Annotated in this window: 15 protein-coding genes; 7 read left to right on the top strand and 8 right to left on the bottom strand. The window is 69.6% G+C overall.

Annotated features, from left to right (window positions below):
- Nucleotides 1-66: 66 nt before the first annotated feature.
- The 3 genes from solA to DJ81_RS01240 all read right to left on the bottom strand — a co-directional run bounded on the left by solA (nucleotide 67) and on the right by DJ81_RS01240 (nucleotide 2,933).
- Nucleotides 67-1,215: an N-methyl-L-tryptophan oxidase gene (gene solA / locus DJ81_RS01250; protein ID WP_094588054.1), complete on the bottom strand. Its 1,149-nt coding sequence runs from the start codon at nucleotides 1,213-1,215 to the stop codon at nucleotides 67-69.
- 90 nt (nucleotides 1,216-1,305) lie between these two features.
- Nucleotides 1,306-2,448: a pyridoxal phosphate-dependent aminotransferase gene (locus DJ81_RS01245; protein ID WP_094525519.1), complete on the bottom strand. Its 1,143-nt coding sequence runs from the start codon at nucleotides 2,446-2,448 to the stop codon at nucleotides 1,306-1,308.
- Entirely contained in the window at nucleotides 2,445-2,933 is a 489-nt protein-coding gene (locus DJ81_RS01240) for an Lrp/AsnC family transcriptional regulator (RefSeq protein ID WP_094525520.1), read from the bottom strand. The genes DJ81_RS01245 and DJ81_RS01240 overlap by 4 nt, the downstream gene beginning before the upstream one ends.
- A 132-nt stretch (nucleotides 2,934-3,065) precedes the next feature.
- Here DJ81_RS01240 and DJ81_RS01235 point away from each other — a divergent pair, with 132 nt between their 5' ends.
- Both DJ81_RS01235 and DJ81_RS01230 read left to right on the top strand, forming a co-directional pair.
- Nucleotides 3,066-3,932: an aldo/keto reductase gene (locus DJ81_RS01235; RefSeq protein WP_094588052.1), complete on the top strand. Its 867-nt coding sequence runs from the start codon at nucleotides 3,066-3,068 to the stop codon at nucleotides 3,930-3,932.
- A 1,121-nt stretch (nucleotides 3,933-5,053) separates the two neighbouring features.
- Entirely contained in the window at nucleotides 5,054-5,722 is a 669-nt protein-coding gene (locus DJ81_RS01230) for a helix-turn-helix domain-containing protein (protein WP_094525616.1), read from the top strand.
- A gap of 160 nt (nucleotides 5,723-5,882) precedes the next feature.
- Here the strand turns inward: DJ81_RS01230 and DJ81_RS01225 are convergent, their stop codons facing one another.
- Nucleotides 5,883-7,238 carry an adenylosuccinate synthase gene (locus DJ81_RS01225; RefSeq protein WP_094588050.1) on the bottom strand — a complete coding sequence of 452 codons (1,356 nt, stop codon included), beginning with the start codon at nucleotides 7,236-7,238 and terminating at the stop codon, nucleotides 5,883-5,885.
- Between the two features lie 336 nt (nucleotides 7,239-7,574).
- On the opposite strand from DJ81_RS01225, the gene DJ81_RS01220 reads away from it, so the two are divergent.
- Nucleotides 7,575-7,880, top strand: coding sequence for a hypothetical protein (locus DJ81_RS01220; RefSeq protein ID WP_004045854.1), 306 nt, complete (start codon nucleotides 7,575-7,577; stop codon nucleotides 7,878-7,880).
- Between the two features lie 163 nt (nucleotides 7,881-8,043).
- On the opposite strand, the gene DJ81_RS01215 is transcribed toward DJ81_RS01220, so the two are convergent.
- The 3 genes from DJ81_RS01215 to DJ81_RS01205 form a co-directional block, all read right to left on the bottom strand.
- Nucleotides 8,044-10,422 carry a hypothetical protein gene (locus DJ81_RS01215; RefSeq protein ID WP_094588048.1) on the bottom strand — a complete coding sequence of 793 codons (2,379 nt, stop codon included), beginning with the start codon at nucleotides 10,420-10,422 and terminating at the stop codon, nucleotides 8,044-8,046.
- Between the two features lie 144 nt (nucleotides 10,423-10,566).
- On the bottom strand, nucleotides 10,567-11,040 hold the full coding sequence (locus DJ81_RS01210; RefSeq protein WP_094557839.1) for an NUDIX hydrolase: 474 nt from the start codon (nucleotides 11,038-11,040) through the stop codon (nucleotides 10,567-10,569).
- Between the two features lie 130 nt (nucleotides 11,041-11,170).
- Nucleotides 11,171-12,142, bottom strand: a complete 972-nt coding sequence (locus DJ81_RS01205) for a transcription initiation factor IIB family protein (RefSeq protein ID WP_094525525.1) — start codon at nucleotides 12,140-12,142, stop codon at nucleotides 11,171-11,173.
- 311 nt (nucleotides 12,143-12,453) lie between these two features.
- Between DJ81_RS01205 and DJ81_RS01200 the strand changes: the two genes are divergently transcribed.
- Together DJ81_RS01200 and DJ81_RS01195 are read left to right on the top strand one after the other, a co-directional pair.
- On the top strand, nucleotides 12,454-13,641 hold the full coding sequence (locus tag DJ81_RS01200; RefSeq protein WP_094526822.1) for a Xaa-Pro peptidase family protein: 1,188 nt from the start codon (nucleotides 12,454-12,456) through the stop codon (nucleotides 13,639-13,641).
- Between the two features lie 108 nt (nucleotides 13,642-13,749).
- Entirely contained in the window at nucleotides 13,750-14,940 is a 1,191-nt protein-coding gene (locus DJ81_RS01195; RefSeq protein WP_094588046.1) for a nitrate/nitrite transporter, read from the top strand.
- Nucleotides 14,941-14,974: 34 nt separating this feature from the next.
- Here the strand turns inward: DJ81_RS01195 and DJ81_RS01190 are convergent, their stop codons facing one another.
- Complete coding sequence (locus DJ81_RS01190) at nucleotides 14,975-15,211, bottom strand: hypothetical protein (protein ID WP_092566076.1); 237 nt, start codon at nucleotides 15,209-15,211, stop codon at nucleotides 14,975-14,977.
- Nucleotides 15,212-15,589: 378 nt separating this feature from the next.
- Between DJ81_RS01190 and DJ81_RS01185 the strand changes: the two genes are divergently transcribed.
- Both DJ81_RS01185 and DJ81_RS01180 read left to right on the top strand, forming a co-directional pair.
- Nucleotides 15,590-16,183: a hypothetical protein gene (locus DJ81_RS01185; protein WP_141212070.1), complete on the top strand. Its 594-nt coding sequence runs from the start codon at nucleotides 15,590-15,592 to the stop codon at nucleotides 16,181-16,183.
- A gap of 54 nt (nucleotides 16,184-16,237) precedes the next feature.
- The gene (locus DJ81_RS01180) at nucleotides 16,238-16,660 is read left to right on the top strand and encodes a universal stress protein (protein WP_094525531.1); all 423 of its coding nucleotides are present in this window, start codon (nucleotides 16,238-16,240) and stop codon (nucleotides 16,658-16,660) included.
- Nucleotides 16,661-17,016: the final 356 nt, after the last annotated feature.

The raw sequence follows: 17,016 nt of genomic DNA, 5'->3' as shown, positions 1-17,016 counted from the left end.
TCGGATCGCGCCGTGTCTTCCGGTCGGCGCCCGTGTCGACGGATCGTCGACCGCGAGCGGTCGGGGTTACCCCCGTCCGTCACCGACCCCGTCGAACCGATCGAGAGCGAACGGGTCTGCGTCGACCGGCGGGTCCGAGTCCGTGGCGAGCGCGGCGGCGACCTCGCCGACGACCGGCGCCGTCTTGAACCCGTGTCCGGACATCCCGACCGCGACGACGACGTTCCCACCGTCGGGGAGCGTGTCGATGATGTAGTCCCCGTCCGGCGTCTGCGACAGCACGCACGCCCTCGTCCCCAGCACCGCCCCGTCACCGGTCGGCGCGAAGTCGCGGGCGAACCCGCGCGCCGCCTCCGTCTCGGCCAGTCCCGCGTCGTGAATCTCGTCGGGATGGACGGCGCTCCCCTCGGCGTGGGTCGCCCCCACCTTGAATCCGGGAACGCGATGCCGGGGGAGGCCGTAGAAGTGCCGGCCGTCCTCGGTGTCCATCACGAACACCGGAAACGAGTCGGGCGCGAACGCGGCCGGGGTCCGCGGCCGGATCCGACAGGCAACGTGCCGCTCGCGCTCCACCAACCCCTCCACCGCGGCGACGTGGTCGGCGGCCCAAGCGCCCGACGCGACCACGAGCGAGTCGGCGTCGTAGTCCCGTCGCGGCGTCCGAACGCGGACCCCGTCCTCGCCCGCGGTCCAGTCGACTACCGGCTCGCGGGCCCGCAGCTCGGCGCCGTCCGCCATCGCCGCCTCGGCGAGCGCGACGAGACACCGCTCCGGGTCGAGGAGCCCGCCGTCGGGCTGGAACACGGCTCGGTACCCCTCGGGGAGGTCGTAGGCCGGAAACCGGTCGTTGACAGCGGCCGCGTCCAGCACCTCGTGGTCGATGTCGTGGGTGTGACAGGTCGCTCGCGCGCCGGTGAACGAGTCGCCCGACTCGGGCCCGACGGTCAGGGACCCGGTTCGATAAAAGAGGTCGGCCTCCGCGTCGCGGTCGAGTCGCTGCCACGCCCGTCGGCTCCGGCGAAGCATCGGCACGTACATCTCGCCCTCGTGGTAGGCGAGTCGGAAGATGCGGCTCGGTCCGTGCGAGGTCGCCCGCGGGTTCGGGAAGTCGCCTCGCTCCAACAGCAGCACGCCTCGACCCTCGCCGGCGAGCGCGCGGGCGGCCGCACACCCCACCACGCCCGCACCGACCACGACTGCGTCGTACTCGCCCATACCCGCTCGTGGCGGGCGACCGCGTTAGTCGTTTGGCTCCGAGAAGCGAGACCGACCGGGCGCGCTCGGCGGGCGCTCGGCGGACGCTCGTCAGTTACGCCCGTTGACGAACGTCGCGATCCGGTCGGTCGCCTCCTTCAGCTCGCGCATCGAGGTCGCGTACGACACCCGGAGGTGGCCCTCGCCGCCCGCGCCGAAGACGGAGCCGGGGACGACGGCGACGCCCTGCGCCTCCAGCAGCTCCTCGGCGAAGACCTCGTCGTCGCCCCCGCAGTCGGGGAAGGCGTAGAAGGCGCCGCCGGGCTCGAACGTGTCGAGGCCCATCTCGTTGAACCGGGAGACGACGAGTCGGCGGCGGCGGTTGTACTCGTCGACCATCTCGGTCACTTCGTCGTCGCAGCGGTCGAGCGCCTCGATCGCCGCGTACTGCGGCGTCGTCGGCGCCGACAGCATCGTGTACTGGTGGATCCGGTTCATCGCGTCGATCGCCTCGGTCGGTCCGAGCGCGTACCCGAGCCGGAGGCCGGTCATCGCGTACGCCTTCGAGAAGCCGTTGACGACGACGGTGCGCTCGCGCATCCCCGGCCGCGTGACGATCGAGGCGTGGTCGGTCCCGTACGTGAGCGCGGCGTAGATCTCGTCGGCGATCACCCGGATGTCGTTCTCGCGACAGAAGGCGGCGACCGCCGCGTACTGCTCGTCGGTCATGGTCGCGCCGGTCGGATTGTTCGGGTAACAGAGGACGAGGAGGTCCGCGTCGGCGGCGCCCGACGCCTCCAGCGCGCTCCGCGTGAGCGCGAAGTCGTCCTCGGCCCGCGTGGGGACCGTCAGCCGCTCGCCGCCGGCCAGTTCGATCCCCGGGCCGTAGGAGATGTACGTCGGCTCGTGGACCGCGACCGTGTCGCCGGGGTCGACGAGCGCGCGGAAGGCGAGGTCGACCGCCTCGCTCGCGCCGGTGGTGACGAGCACCTCCTCGGCCGGGTCGTACGACTGGTCGTAGCGCTCGTGTTGGGCCGCGATCCGCTCGCGGAGGGCGGCCATTCCGCGGTTCGACGTGTAGGAGGTCTTCCCGCGTTCGAGCGAGTCGATCGCGGCGTTCCGGGCCGCCCACGGCGCCGAGAAGTCCGGCTCGCCGACGCCCAGCGAGATCACGTCGTCGCGCGCCTCCGCGAGCTCGAAGAACTTCCGGATCCCCGACTCGGGGAGGTCGCGCGCGCGCTCCGAGAGCCTCATGGCGAGACGGAGAGGCGGTCGTCGTCGTCGCCGTCCTCGAACCGCACCCCGCCGTCCTTGTACGTCTCCATGATGTAGTGAGTCACCGTCTGGGTGACCTCCGGCATGGGCGCGACCTGCTCGGAGATGAACCGGGAGACGTCCTGCATCGTCTCGCCGAGCACCTCGACGGCGAAGTCGTAGTCACCGGAAACGAGGTGGAGGGCGTCGACCGCCGGGAACTTCGCGATTCGGTCGGCGACCTGCTCGTACCCCGTTTCGCGGTCGAGCTCCACGTTGATCTCGACGACCGCCCGGATCTTCCCCTCGTCGACGCGGTCCCAGTCGATGACCGCCTGGTAGCCGTGGACCACGTTGTCCGCCTCCAGCGCCGCGATGGCCTCCTCTACCGCGGCGGCGTCGAGGCCCGTCTGGGCCGCGATGTCGTCGATGTCCTCGCGGGCGTTCCGCGCCAACACGTCGAGTACCTCGCGCTCGGCGTCCATACTTCACGATCACGCGGGGGCGGTTTATGAGTAGCGACGCGCGCAAGACGGGCCGTCGGCCGCGGCGCGCCGGTCGGCGCTCTCCCCTCCGCTATCCTTACGACTTTGGGGGCCGCACGCGTACGCCCGGCCATGTCACCAGCGACGACGACCCGGAGCGAGACGTTCGACATCGGCGGCGACCTGACCGTCAATCGCCTCGGCTTCGGCGCGATGCGAGTCACGGGCGAGGACATCATCGGGCGGCCGGCCGACGAGGAGGAGGCCAAGCGGGTCCTCCGGCGGGCCGTCGAGCTCGGCGTCGACTTCGTGGACACCGCCGACTCCTACGGGCCGGGCGTCAGCGAACGCCTGATCGGCGAGGCCCTCGGCGACCCCGACGACGTGGTCGTCGCCTCGAAGGCCGGGCTGCTCCGCAACCGCGAGGGCGACTGGCTCCCCCACGGCGACCCGGACTTCCTGAAGAATCAGGTGCTGTGCAGCCTCGACCGGCTCGGGGCCGACACGATCGACCTCTACCAGTTCCATCGGCCCGACCCGGACACCGACTTCGAGGCCTCCGTCCACGCCTTCGCGGAGATGAAGGACGCCGGGCAGATCGCCCACGTCGGCCTCTCGAACGTCACCGTCGAACAGCTGGAGACGGCGACGGAGATCGTCGATATCGCGACCGTCCAGAACCGGTACAACGTCGGGCACCGAGACGACGAGGACGTGCTCCGCGCCTGCGAGCGCGACGACGTGGGGTTCATCCCGTGGGGGCCGATGTACGCGGTCTTTCAGGAGGGGCCGGCCGCCGTGCTCGACGAGGTCGCCGAGCGTCGCGACGCCACGCCACAGCAGGTCGCGCTGGCGTGGCTGCTCGAACACTCCGACGTGACGCTCCCGATCCCGGGCACGTCGAGCGTCGAACACCTCGAAACGAACGTCGCGGCCGCCGACCTCTCGCTGACCGACGAGGATATGGCAGCTCTGGACGAGATCGATCTGCGGGCGTAGAGCGCCGACGAGCGATGCGCCCCGATTCCTGAGCCCTCTCACGGCGTCCGGCCTCGGGTGCGTCGGCGTCAGTTCCCCGCGCTCGGGACGGCAGTCGCCGTGCCGGGGTGTCCAGGATCGTTCGGCGGCCAGCGGCGCGGGCGCTTGGACCTCACGGTCCGGAACGGCCGTCTTCGGCGACGACCGGCGCGGGCCGTTCGCGTGGACCGTCGATACCCGCCGCCGCTTCAGGAGCACCGTTCGGGCGGCCAGAGCGGCCGTCGCCGACGAGTGTGTCGAGCGAGCTAGCACCGCGGACGGAGGTACGCACGGCCCGCGTCGGAGGACTCACGTCGAACGACGCGACCCCCGTACCGTGAACGACGGCGTCCGGGTGCGGGTCGGTAACGACGGAGCCGATCGAGCCCGTTGGAGCACCCGATCGCTTTGACGTCGAAGGTCTCTCTCGGTCGGAGACGCGCCGACCCCCGGGCGATGACGGTCGCGACCCACACCCCTCGTTCGCCGTCCGTTGTCACGATGGCCGCCGTTCTCACCGACCTCGACCGCCCCGCCATCGTGTACGGCAGGTGGCCGCCAGTGGCGGCCGGCAGGGGCGCGATCGGCCGTTAGTATATAAGTGAGTTATACTCATAAGCCGGAGACCGATGGGCCGCGGGCTCCACGTTCCACCCGTATGACACGGAACGACCGCGTCCGCGACGGCGCCGACAGAACCGAACCGAAGTTCTACCTCCCTGCCGCGTCCGCTCGCCCGGCCGCACTCGATTGGTTTGACCGGGTCCGCGCGACGCTGTTCAAGCCGCCACGGTGACGAGTCGAGAACGCTGCGAACGGGTCCGCCGGAGGGTCTTCGAACAGCCGAACCGGACCGGTCGGTTCGGGCCGACACCGTGTCGGTCCCCAAGTCGCCCTCCCGGTCCGAACCGCACACGTATGAGACATAGGTATATCACCGCGACCCGCGTATCCGAAGGCCGTGCCCAACCGGGCGACGGGACTCACCGAACGACCGCCGCACTGACGCCGGTCGCGAGCGTTCGATCGTCGATTTGCGCCGACCACCTCGGCACCCGTCGCTCACGGAGGTGGAACTCCGGAGGCAGTTCCCTCACAGAACGATGAGCGATATTAAAGCGGTCGTCCGAGTCGAGCACGCCGACATCGTCCTCACGGGCGCGGTCCGTCACGACAGCAGTGCGAGCGTCGAATCGGTATCGGAGGCGGGCACCGATCCGACGTCCGGGCGGTTCTTTTACCGCGTGGAATCGTCCGATCTCCGTCGGTTCGAGAGGGGATTGCGGAACGATCACACAATCGGGGCGTTCGAGCGCCTGCGTGAAACCGGCGACGGGAGGGCGATTTACAGCGTGGAGTATTCGGACGAAGCAACGATCGTCTCGCCGGTCGTCTCGGCGGCGAGCGGTGTCATCCTCGACATGGAAAACGAGGGTGGCGCGTGGAACCTGACGGTGTGGCTGCCCGAGCGAGCGAATCTGACTCGCCTGTGGGACTACGCACGACGGAATGACATCAGTATCGAGCTCGTGCGCGTCAACGAGTACGATGGCATCGGTACCACGGACGCGGGACTGACCGACAGCCAGCGGGAGGCGCTCCTCGTCGCGGTCGATGCGGGGTATTTCGAAGAGCCCCGAGACGTGACTCTCAGTGACGTCGCCGCTGACCTGGACATCTCTCAGCCCGCGGCTAGCGGGCTCCTTCGGCGCGGAATCAAGCGACTGATCATCTCCTCTCTGATGGACGACAGCGAAGAGCCGAACAGGTGAGCCCCCGTCGCAAGTGCGAGCGTGTCGCGAGGACTCCGGGACGTACCGTGCGTGTGACCTCAGTGTCCGGAAAGTCGGATGGCCAGAGAGAGCCGTCTGAACGGCCAGCTCACACCCGTCGAGCGCGTCGCACCAAACGACGTATGCCCGCGACGGGGGCCTACGCGTCGAACGGGTTCACCAGCTCGACCGTCTCCTCGCGGTCGGGACCGACGCCGACCGCGTAGACGGGCGTGTCGGTCTCGTCGGCGACGAACTCGAGGTACTCGCGGGCCGCCTCGGGGAGCGCGTCGTAGCCTTCCTCGGCGACCGCGGCCGAGTCGAACTCCGCCCAGGTGTCGAGGGACTCGTACACCGGTTCGCACCGCTCCCATCGGTCGGTCGTGGTGGGGACGGTATCGATCTCCTCTCCATCTAGCTCGTAGCCGGTACACACCTTCAGCCCGTCGAGCCCGGCGAGCACGTCGACGTGATTGACCGCGAGCCCCGTGAAGCCGGAGACGCGCGCCGCGTGGCGCAGCATCGGGAGGTCGAGCCAGCCGATCCGACGGGGGCGACCCGTCACGGTGCCGAACTCACCGCCCTTCTCTCGGATGTCGTCGGCGAGCGCCTCCTCGTCGGCGTCCCCGTCGAGCTCGGTCGGCATCGGCCCCTCGCCGACGCGGGAGAGGTACGCCTTCACGATCCCGACGACCTCGCCGTCGCCGACCTTCGTGACCCCGAGCCCGGAGCCCACCGCGGCGGCGCCGGCGGTCGGATTCGAGGACGTGACGAACGGGTAGTTCCCGTGGTCGACGTCGATGTGCGTCCCCTGAGCGCCCTCGAAGAGGATCTCGTCGCCGGCCTCGTGGCGGCGGTGGAGGTAGTCCGAGCAGTTGACCGTCATCCCCTCGTCGGCGAGGCGCTCTCCGATCGCGGCGAACTCCTGGTGGAGCGCGTCGACGTCGAACGCCTCGGCGCGCTCTTCATCGCCGTCGATCTCGAGCCCGTACACGTCCTCGACGATCGCGCGCTTCTGCGGGACGGCGTACTCCAGTTTCTCTCGGAGCACGCCGGGGTCGAGCAGGTCGGCGACCCGGACCCCTCGGCGGCCCGCTTTGTCCTCGTACGTCGGCCCGATTCCGCGGCCGGTCGTGCCGACCTCGTCGCCGGCGTCGTCGTCGGCCTTGACCTCCTCTTCGATCCCGTCCAGCACGCGGTGGTACGGCAGGATCACGTGCGCCCGGCGGGCGACCCGCACGTCCGGGTCGAGCCCGCGCTCGCGCAGGCCGTCTATCTCGCTGAACAGCGTGCGCGGGTTGACGACGCAGCCGTTGCCGAGGACGCCGACCGTGCCGCGGACGGCGCCGCTCGGTACCAGCGAGAGCTTGTACTCCGCGCCCCCCTCGACGACGGTGTGGCCGGCGTTGTCGCCGCCCTGATAACGGACTACGACGTCCGCGTCCCCTCCCCACCGGTCGACGAGCGCGCCCTTGCCCTCGTCACCCAGCTGGGAGCCGACGATGGTGAGTGTCATACGGCCCGGTGGTTCCTTCCGGGGGGTAAAACAGATTACGGTCCGCGGACGCGCTCACCCCACGAACGTGCATCAGATTGCGGCGTACTCATATGAGGTATGCCCGTTCGTGCGATAGATCCCCGTCTGACGGGCTCGCGACGAGCGAAGCGACGAACTCCGCCACCGATTCGCGGGGCCGCTGCTCGCGGAGTCGGCCGTCGATTCGCACGACCACTCGGTCCCCGATCGATCGAACACGTTAACTACTGCCACGTCGAAGTCGGGGATCGAGCGACCCGGGGGCGGCCGACGACAGCAACTTTTAAACAGGGGCATGACGAGTTAACATGTGCCATGATAGATCGACTAGAGAAGGAGGTAGACATGCTGGAACGACACCTCCAAGTCCTGCGGATGGTCATCGAAAACGAGCCGATCGGCATCGTGAAGATGTCGAACGAGACGGGATACCCCCATCACAAGGTCCGGTACTCCCTGCGCGTGCTCGAGGAGGAGAACCTCATCGAGCCGTCGAGCCAGGGCGCCATCACCACCGAGCGAACCCACGAGTTCGTCGACGAGCTCGACGAGAAGCTCGACGAGACGGTCGACAAGCTCGGCTCCATGCGGATCGACGACGCCGCCGAGCTCGAGAACTGAACGCCTCCGTTCGTACGCGCCGCCGGCCGCGGGTCCGCGTTTCGATCTCGGGTCACCGCAGCCGCAGTTGTCTCGCGCCCCGACTCTGATTACCCGCCGCGGTTTCTCTCGCCGCCCGCCCGGAGTCACGGGTCGCCGTCTCTCCGCCGCGAACAGCGCCGAGCTACAGGTCGGGGACGGTCATGTGGAAGCCGCCGTCGCGGGCCTCGACCAGACAGAGGTGGTACCCCTGCTTGCGCGAAAGCTTCACGAAGCTGGCGCGCTTCGATCGGCTGAACAGCCCGCCGCCGACCGCGTCGCTCGCCGTCTCTAACGCGCCCGGCTCGAAGAAGCTCTCAGTCACCGCGAACGCAGCCGCGAACGAGTCGTTCGACTCCGCGATGTCGCGGCCGTTGCCCACGAGGGACTCCAGCGTCCCCTCGGCGGTCGGGTCCCGGCTGTCGTTGAGGTCGGCGACGAACAGGGGGTTCCCCATCCGGTCGCGCAACACGAGGTCGAACGCGCGCTGCTCCCGCGTCTCCTCGCCGTTCTCGCGGATCGCTATCGACACCGACCCGCCGATCTCCGCCCGGTCGACCTCGGGGATCGCGTCGTACAGGTCGCGGAGGACGCTCTGGTTACCGGTCCCGCTCACCTCGAACGGGAGGTCCTCGACGAGCCAGCGGGTGAACCCGTACTCGATCGTGTCCCGCAGGAACTCCTCGTACGGTCGGCCGTCGACCGTGAGCCCGTCCGTCTCGAAGCTCGTGTGGTGTTCGATCCGCAGGTTCTCGCCGAGCGCGTCGCGGTCGACCGCCCCGTCGTGTGCGTCCTCGAGCGTCGCGCCGCCCTTGGAGTCGTACCGCACGAAGAGGTTCGTCCCGCTTCGCGCCTCCGCGGGAGACAGCGAGCGGTCGCCCTCGGGGAGCCGGTCGCGGGCCGCGGCGAGCTCCTCGCGCAGGCGGTCGCGCTCCTCGCGGAGCGTCGAGAGCTCCGACTCCAAGCGGTCCACCTCGGCGGCCAGCTCGTCGCGCTCGGCCTCGACGTCGTCCCGGTCCGCGACGGCCTCGTCCAGCTCCGCCGCCAGCGACTCGCGCTTCCGCTCCGACTCCTCCAGCGCGCTCTTCAGCTGGCGCAGGCGATCCTGGCCCCGTCCGTCGCCGGTCGATCCGTCGGCGCCCCGCGAGCGCTGCGACACGGCGGACCGGTTCGAGTCGGCCTCGGCCGTCGACCGCGGATCCGGAGAGTCGTCCCCCGCGGACTGCCCGCCCGGTTCGGGATCGTTTCGCCGCGCGGCGCCGTTCGATCCGCGGGACCGCCGGGAGCCGCTGGCGGAGCCTCCCCCGTTTCCGTCGCGGCCGGTCGGCGGGTCGCTCGATTCCGACGGGTCCAACGCGGGGATCGACTTCTGTTCGCGCCACTCCTCCTCCTCGGAGAACACGTCGTCGCTCGGGTGCGGCTCGCCCTCGGGCCGGTCCGAGTCCGCCGAGACGGCGGCCGCGTCGGAGGGCTCGCGATCGTCGCGGGCGTCCGACGTGGCCGCGGCCTCTGCGTCGCTCGCCGGTTCGTCCGCGCCGGCGCCCGCGTCGAGGGCGGCGTCATCAGCGCTTCGCGCCTCGTTCGCGCCACGTTCCGCGTCTGCGCTGCGCTCTCCGTTGGCTTCCCGTCGTTCGCCGTCAGTATCTCGGCCGTCGGTATCGCGACCGTCAGTATCTCGGCCGTCGGATCCGCCGACCCTGACGGGCGACGGTCCGTCGTCGCCGCCGGCTTCGGTCTCGTCCCGACCAGCGGGACTCTCGCGGCTCTCGTCCGCCCTCTCGCTTCCGGCGACTCCGTGGCGCGCCGGACTCCCGTCGGCGTCGTCGGCCGCCGCGTCACCGGGCTCGTCGGCCGCGGTGACGTCGTCTCGATCCGAGTCGCCGTCGCGGCCCGCAGCGCTCGGCTCGGGGTCCGCCGCTGCCGACCCGTCGAGGGACGGTTCGGCTGTCGAGGCGGCCCCGGACTCGGCTGCACCGGCGTCGCCGTCGGACGGGATCTCCCTGACGCTCAGGTCGACCTCGTAGACGGTGTAGATGCCGACCTCGTCGTCGGCCAGCGAGAACGCCTTCTCGCCCGTCTCCAGGCGTCGCGAGTTGCCGACGTACGCGGCGGTCATCGACTCGCCCGCCGTGTACGTGACGTAGTAGTCGCCGGAGAGCACGTTCTCCGACAGCTCGACGTAGCCCGTGAACCCGCCGCGAGAGAGCTTCTGGTCCGCCTCCGAGAGCGGGGTGTCGTTCGTGTAGTACTGCGCCCGGGGCTCGCCGCCCCGCTCCTGCATGGCGAACAGGACCGGGAGGACCGGTTCGGGGGCCTCGTACAGCGTGCCAGAGGCCTCCGAGAAGTCCGCGAGGTCGCCGTCGACCGCGCCGACGACGCGGCCCTCGAACACGAACAGCCACGCCGTGCCGTCGGTCACCGCGCCGGAGAATCCGCGGTCGACGAGGCGCCCGAGTTCGGCGAATCCGCCCGAGAACCCGCGGGAATCCCACTCGGTGATCTCCGATCGTCGCTGCGCGTCCATCTTGGTTTATGTCGCCTGCAACGACCCAAATACCTTCCGGACCGTGAGACGCCCGTCTGACGCCGATCGAAGCCGATCCAGTCGGTGCCGACCGGCGCGCAGGCCCGGGGTTTCCGGCGATCGCTCCCGCGGGTCGTCGACCGACTACGGCTCCTCGACGGTCGCGATCGCCTCGCGGCCGAGTTCGATCACGTCCGGCTGCAGCTCGCTCGCGGCCAGTTCGGCCGGCGTGTACCAGCGCCAGCCGTCCGAGTCGACCTCGTCGTCGCCGTTCGGCGCGATATCGCGGGAGCCGACGCGGGCGTAGTAGAGGTGGTCGACGTGTTGGTGCCCCACGGCCCCGTCCTCGCGGACGTTGATGTCGTGGAGCATGAGGTGGGCCGGCTCCGGGAGCCCGCGCGTGTTCGGCCCCTCGATCGACGACTCGGTCGCAACCAGCTCGGCCTCCAGCCCGGTCTCCTCGCGGACCTCGCGGAGCGCCGCCTCGTGGGGGAGCTCGTCGCGGTCGACGTGGCCGCCCGGCGGGAGCCGGATCCCGAGCCGGTCGTGCGCGTGGAGCGCGGTCGCGCCGTCGTTGACGACGTACGTCGTCGCGGTGAAGTGACGGGTGGTCTCCATACGCGCCGCTCGGCCCGCGGGGGCTTGGGCGTTCTGAAAGGGGAACCGCGTCCGGACGCCCGAGCGTCCGGACGTCGGTCAGAAAGGGCGGAGCGTCGACCGCGTGCGGTCGTCGTGTCCGGCGCGCCGATCAGCTCAGCGCGACGCCGTCCTCGGCCTCCAACAGCTCGTGGTACCGGTTCCTGATGGTCACTTCGCTGATGTTCGCGACGTCGCTGACCTCGCTCTGAGTCACCTTCTCGTTGACCAGCAGCGAGGCGGCGTACACCGCCGCGGCGGCGAGGCCGACCGGCGACTTGCCGGAGTGGATCCCCTGCGACTTCGCGGTGTCGAGCAGCGACCGGGCGCGGCGCTCGGCCTCGTCCGAGAGGCCGAGGTCGGAGGCGAACCGCGGGACGTAGCTCTCGGGGTCCGCGGGCTGGATCTCCAGCTTGAGTTCGCGGACGACGTAGCGGTACGTCCGGGCGATCTCGTCCTTCTCGACGCGGGAGACGGCCGCGATCTCGTCGAGGCTGCGCGGCGTGCCGGCCTGCCGGGCGGCCGCGTACAGCGAGGCCGTCGAGACCCCCTCGATGGAACGGCCGGGCAGGAGGTCCTCGTCGAGCGCGCGGCGGTAGATGACCGAGGCGGTCTCGCGGACGTTGTCCGGGAGGCCGAGCGCCGAGGCCATGCGGTCGACCTCGCCGAGCGCCTGTTTCAGGTTCCGTTCCTTGGAGTCGCGGGTGCGGAACCGCTCGTTCCAGGTGCGGAGCCGCTGCATCTTCTCGCGCTGCCGGCTGGAGAGGGACTTGCCGTAGGCGTCCTTGTCCTGCCAGCCGATGTTCGTCGAGAGCCCCTTGTCGTGCATCATGTTCGTCGTCGGGGCGCCGACGCGCGACTTGTTGTCCTTCTCCTTGGAGTCGAACGCGCGCCACTCCGGCCCGCGGTCGATCTCGTCCTCCTCGACGACGAGCCCGCAGTCGACACACACCGTCTCGCCGTGCTCGGTGTCGGTCGCGAGCTGGCCGCTGCACTCGGGACATCGCAGTTCCTCGTCCGACGACTCGGTCTCCTCCTCGTCGTCGACGTGCTCCGCCGTGTACGTTCGAACGTTTTCGCTCATTGGTTGGTTCAAATGGAGGGAACGAGGGGACCGAGAGACGCGTCTCGGTTAGTCTCCTCACTAACGGGTAAGGCCTGAGAGTATTTAAATCCTTGTGCCGATATCGATTCTGAAAACCTACGGAAGAGGCCGTCGTGAACGTCACCACGGCAAAAATAGCCGTGATTTTTCGGCGGTTCGACGGCCGCGTGCTCTGCGCGCCGGCTCGCCTATCGCTGCTATATAGATATTTCGTGATATACCGGCGATTCGACGCGGCCGCTCGGTTCCGCGAGGGCAACCGATTTGGGCGTCGCCCGAGCACCTCGCGTATGAACCGCACACGCCTCGACGAGACGCTCGCCGCCCTCGAGACCGACGGCTACCTGCTCGACGCCTCGCAGGAGGACGCGAACCAGCTGTACCTCTCCGGGTTCACCGGCCCGGACCCGTTCCTGACGCTGTACGCCGACGGCGAGGTCCACGTGCTGGTCTCGGGGCTGGAGTACGGGCGGGCGCGGTCGGAGGCCGCCGCCGACACCGTCGAGCGCCACGCCGACTACGACTACGAGTACGGCGGGCGCGAGGAGCGCTACGACATGTACGCCGCGTTCGTCCGCGACAAGGGCGTCGAGTCGGTGTTCATGCCGCCGCGCGGCCCGGTCGGGACCGCCGACGCGATGCGGGAGCGCGGGGTCGACGTCGCGGTCGACGGCGACGACCTCCTCCGGGAGGTCCGCGCCGTGAAGACCGACGAGGAGGTCGACGCGATCCGCGAGGCCCAGCGCGCGAACGAGGCCGCGATGCGCGCCGCCGAGGACCTGCTCGCGAGCGCGGACGTCGCCGGCGAAGCCGCGTCCGCCGACGCCGACGTCGAGCCCGGGACGCTCCTGATCGCGGACGGCGAGCCGCTCACCAGCGAGCGCGTCGCCGAGGAGATCGAGGCGACGCTGCTCCGTCACGGCTGCGCGCTCGACGAGACGATCGTCGCCGGCGGCGCGCAGGCGGCCGACCCCCACGACCGCGGCTCCGGCCCGCTCCGAGCGAACGAGGCCATAATCGTCGACGTCTTCCCGCGGTCGAAGGCGACGAAGTACAACGCCGACATGACCCGGACGTTCTGCGTCGGCGAGCCGCCGGCGGCGCTCCGGGAGTGGTACGACCTCACCGAGCGCGCGCTGGCGGCCGCCCTCGACGCCGTCGAGCCGGGCGCGACCGGCGAGGACGTCCACGCCGCGGCCTGCGAGGTGTACGAGGAGGCCGGCGAGCCGACGTTCCGCACCGCTCCCGAGACGGAGACGGGGTTCATCCACTCCACCGGCCACGGGATCGGGCTCGACGTCCACGAGTCCCCCCGGCTCGCGAGCGGCGGCGGGGAGCTGGAGCCCGGTCACGTGATCACCGTCGAGCCCGGCCTGTACGACCCGGACGTCGGTGGGGTCCGGATCGAGGACCTCGTGGTCGTCACCGAGGACGGGTACGAGAACCTCACCGAGTACCCGATCGCGTTCGAGGTCTGACGGGGCTCGGCGGTCCGGTCCGCGGTGCGTGCGAGGCGACCGCACACCACACTCGGCCCGACTGGCCGCGACCGGAACCCGCTTTGACCCGGGTCGAGAACGGCGACCGTGAACTGGCGGTACCGGCACACGGCGCTCGCCCTCTGCACGCTCGCGTTCACCGCGACGATGGTCGCGCGGCTGGCCATCAGCCCGCTGGTCCCGCGGATCACGGCGCGGTTCGGCGTCACGAACGCGACGGTCGGCCTCGCGCTCTCGGGGATGTGGCTGGCGTACGCGCTGGCGCAGTTCCCCTCCGGCGTGCTCGGCGACCGGTACGGGGAGCGCACGGTCATCCTGACCGCGGTCGGCGCCACCGCGGTCGCCTCGCTCCTGATCGCCGCCTCACCGTCGATCGCCGTCTTCATCCTGTTCACCGTGGCGCTCGGCGCGGGCGCCGGACTCCACTACTCCGTGGCGACGACGTTCCTCGCGAAGCAGTTCGACGACATCGGCCGCGCCATCGGCGTCCACGTCGCGGGCGGCCCGATCGCCGGGCTCGCCGCGCCGCCCCTCGCCGCGCTCGTCGGCTCCCGGTACGGCTGGCGCGCCGGCATCCTCCTCGGCGTCGCCGTCGCGGTACCCGTGTTCGCCCTGTTCGCGTGGCGGGTGCGGCCCACCGAGCCGATCCGCCCGGATCAGCCGATGCGCGAGCGGTTCGCTCTCGCGCCGCTCCTCGAACTGCTCTCGCGGCCGCCGATCCTCTACACGACCGCGCTGGCGACGATGGGCGCGTTCTCGTGGCAGGCGACCGCCTCGTTCCTCCCGACGTTCCTCGACGTCGGGAGCGGGCTCTCGACGGCGCTGTCGGCGCTGCTGTTCTCGCTGTACTTCCTCGTTCACGGCGGGACCCAACCGGTCACGGGCTCGCTCTCCGACCGGTTCGGTCGCGACGTGACGGCGATGGGGACGATGAGCGCGGGGATCGCCGGCTACGGGCTCCTCGTCGCGACGGCGCGGTTCGACCTCGGCCTCGGGCTCGGGCCGACGGTCGCCGCGGTCTGCCTCGTCGGCGTCGCGATGTCGTGGGGGGCGCCCGTCCAGTCCCGGTTCATGGACCTCCTCTCCGACGCCGAGCGCGGCGCCGGGTTCGGGCTCGTCCGAACGGCCTACATGGTGCTCGGCGCGTCCGGTAGCGTCGTCGTCGGGACCATCTCCGACGTCGCGGGCTGGGGCGTCGCGTTCGGCCTGCTCGCCGGCGTGATGACGCTCGGGCTGGTCACGCTGCTCGCGAACCGAGCGCTGGGGCTGGGGTACTGACGGGAACGAAAAGTCGGGACGAGACCGAGGTCGCCTACAGCCGGTCGTCTTCGAGGCTTCCGGGGTCCTCGGCGGTGTCGAACATGTTGTTCTCCGCGCCGTCCAGCATCTCGTCGCGCGGCTCGTCGTCGACGACGCTCACGTTGTACGCCTCGATGCCGGAGGCGATGAGGTCCTCCGCGGCCTGTTCCTCGGAGACGAACTCCTGGTCGGCGAGCTGCTGGAACTCCGCGTAGACGTCGTCCGAGAGGTTCAGTTCGAAGGTTGGCATACCCCCTCGTTCCGGCCGGACGCTTTTAAACGTTCCCTCGGCGGAGACGCCGGAGACCTGGGCAAATCGAGGGCCGCGACGCACCGGAGCTCACCCGGTGGCCCGCCGTGAGCAACGATCCGAACAGAGTGGACGGGAATATTGGTCGCCGTTCGGTCGCGATCGCTTGGCCCGCGACCGCTCGACTATACGTCGCTGTCGCGTGCGGTCGAGCGAACGACCCCCGATACTTTCCGTCTCCCGTTCTACCATACGGTATGTCCCACTGGCGCCGCCGCAACGAGGCGGTATCGACGACTGCCGGTTACAGGGGCCAGACCGCCCGTGACTAATGAAACATCGGACTGGTCCGGTCGACTTCACCGGTCACGGATCGCGTTGGTACTGTACTTTCGGCGGCTGTTGTCGCCGCCGCTTCCCGGAGACGGACTGCTGTTGTTCGGCTTTCTCGAAGGCGTTCTCGGATGGGGAATCTCGTGGCTGTTCAGTCGTAACCCGGGTCTCGCTCCGTTCGGACTGATCCAGTCGATCGTCGTCGTCTGGATGGTGTTGACCGTCGGAATCGTGTTCTTCGGCGTGACGTATACCACACCGACCGTACGGCGGAACCGCGTCTGGTTAGTTTGGGGTGTCCTGAACGTCGCCGCGACCGTCATTAACGTCGCCGCCCTCGCTGACCTCGTCCCGTCCGCGATGTTGCAGTACGCGTACTGGCACCCGTGGTTGGCGGTACTCGGAATCGGCTACCTCGTCACCGCACTGTACAACTGGGAGAGCCCACAGATACGACACCAAGAGCGCGTCGTCTACGCCGCGACCGGCGTGGTGACGCTCGGTCTCCTCGCAGGGAGCCTCGGTCCGCTACGCGCGTTCGTCACGCTGAACATCTTCGCGATCGGTGCGGTCGTTCACCTTGTTCCGATCGGCCACGACGTGCTTGCCGACGCAGTGCTTATCGCCCGTCGACAGTGACTCAACGACCGCCATCCGAACGACACCGACCGACGATTCGACGGATCCCACAGAATGTACGAGACCATCCTCTTTCCGACGGACGGCAGCGAGGCGACGACCAGCGCCGCGACACACGCATTCAGCCACGCAGAGCGATACGACGCGGCGATACACGTGCTCTCGATCGTCGAACTCGCGAGCGGTCTCGGCACCGCCGGGCGTGACGAAGCGGAGCTCGCCGAGCGGCGAACCGAACGAGTGTCGGCGGCTGAGAAGATTGTCTCGAAAACCGCGCCCGACGATGTCGAGGCGACCATCGCTGTCGAGGTCGGTAGCCCGGCGAGGGTGATCACGGAGTACGTCGACGACAACGATATCGACCTCGTAGTGATGAGTACAAAGGGCCGAAGCGGAGCGGAACGCATCGTCTTCGGCAGCATCACCGATGAGGTCGTCCGGCACGCGAACGCTCCCGTGCTCGCGGTTCGACGATAACGCGTCCGCCAACCAGTAGCGCCGTCGCTTAGCGGTCCGAACTCGGTCTGGCCACGTCGACCGTCTCGGAGCCCTTCGCTCGTGACGGCGACCCTGCTGTCCCAGTTGTTCGACGACGACTCGGAAGACACCGACGCCGGCCGGGTGGTTTTGCGACCGTATTTAAACCGCCGAACAGTTCGGGAGTAGCTAGTTGTTCGTTTCCGGTCCAACGTTACAGTATGTCAGAGATCTGTCTACCGTAAGTAACACCGACCAGACGCCCACAGGGAATCGAGATCTCACGAGCGATCACCGCGGCGGACGGTGGGCCGGCGCCGCGGGAGCGCGTTCGCGCCGCTGAGCCGGCTCATCGA

Origin of the sequence: Halorubrum sp. Hd13 (assembly GCF_002252755.1) — an archaeon.
GTDB lineage: Archaea > Halobacteriota > Halobacteria > Halobacteriales > Haloferacaceae > Halorubrum.
The sequence above is the reverse complement of the archived record's forward strand: the minus strand, read 5'-3'. Positions and strand labels throughout refer to the sequence as shown.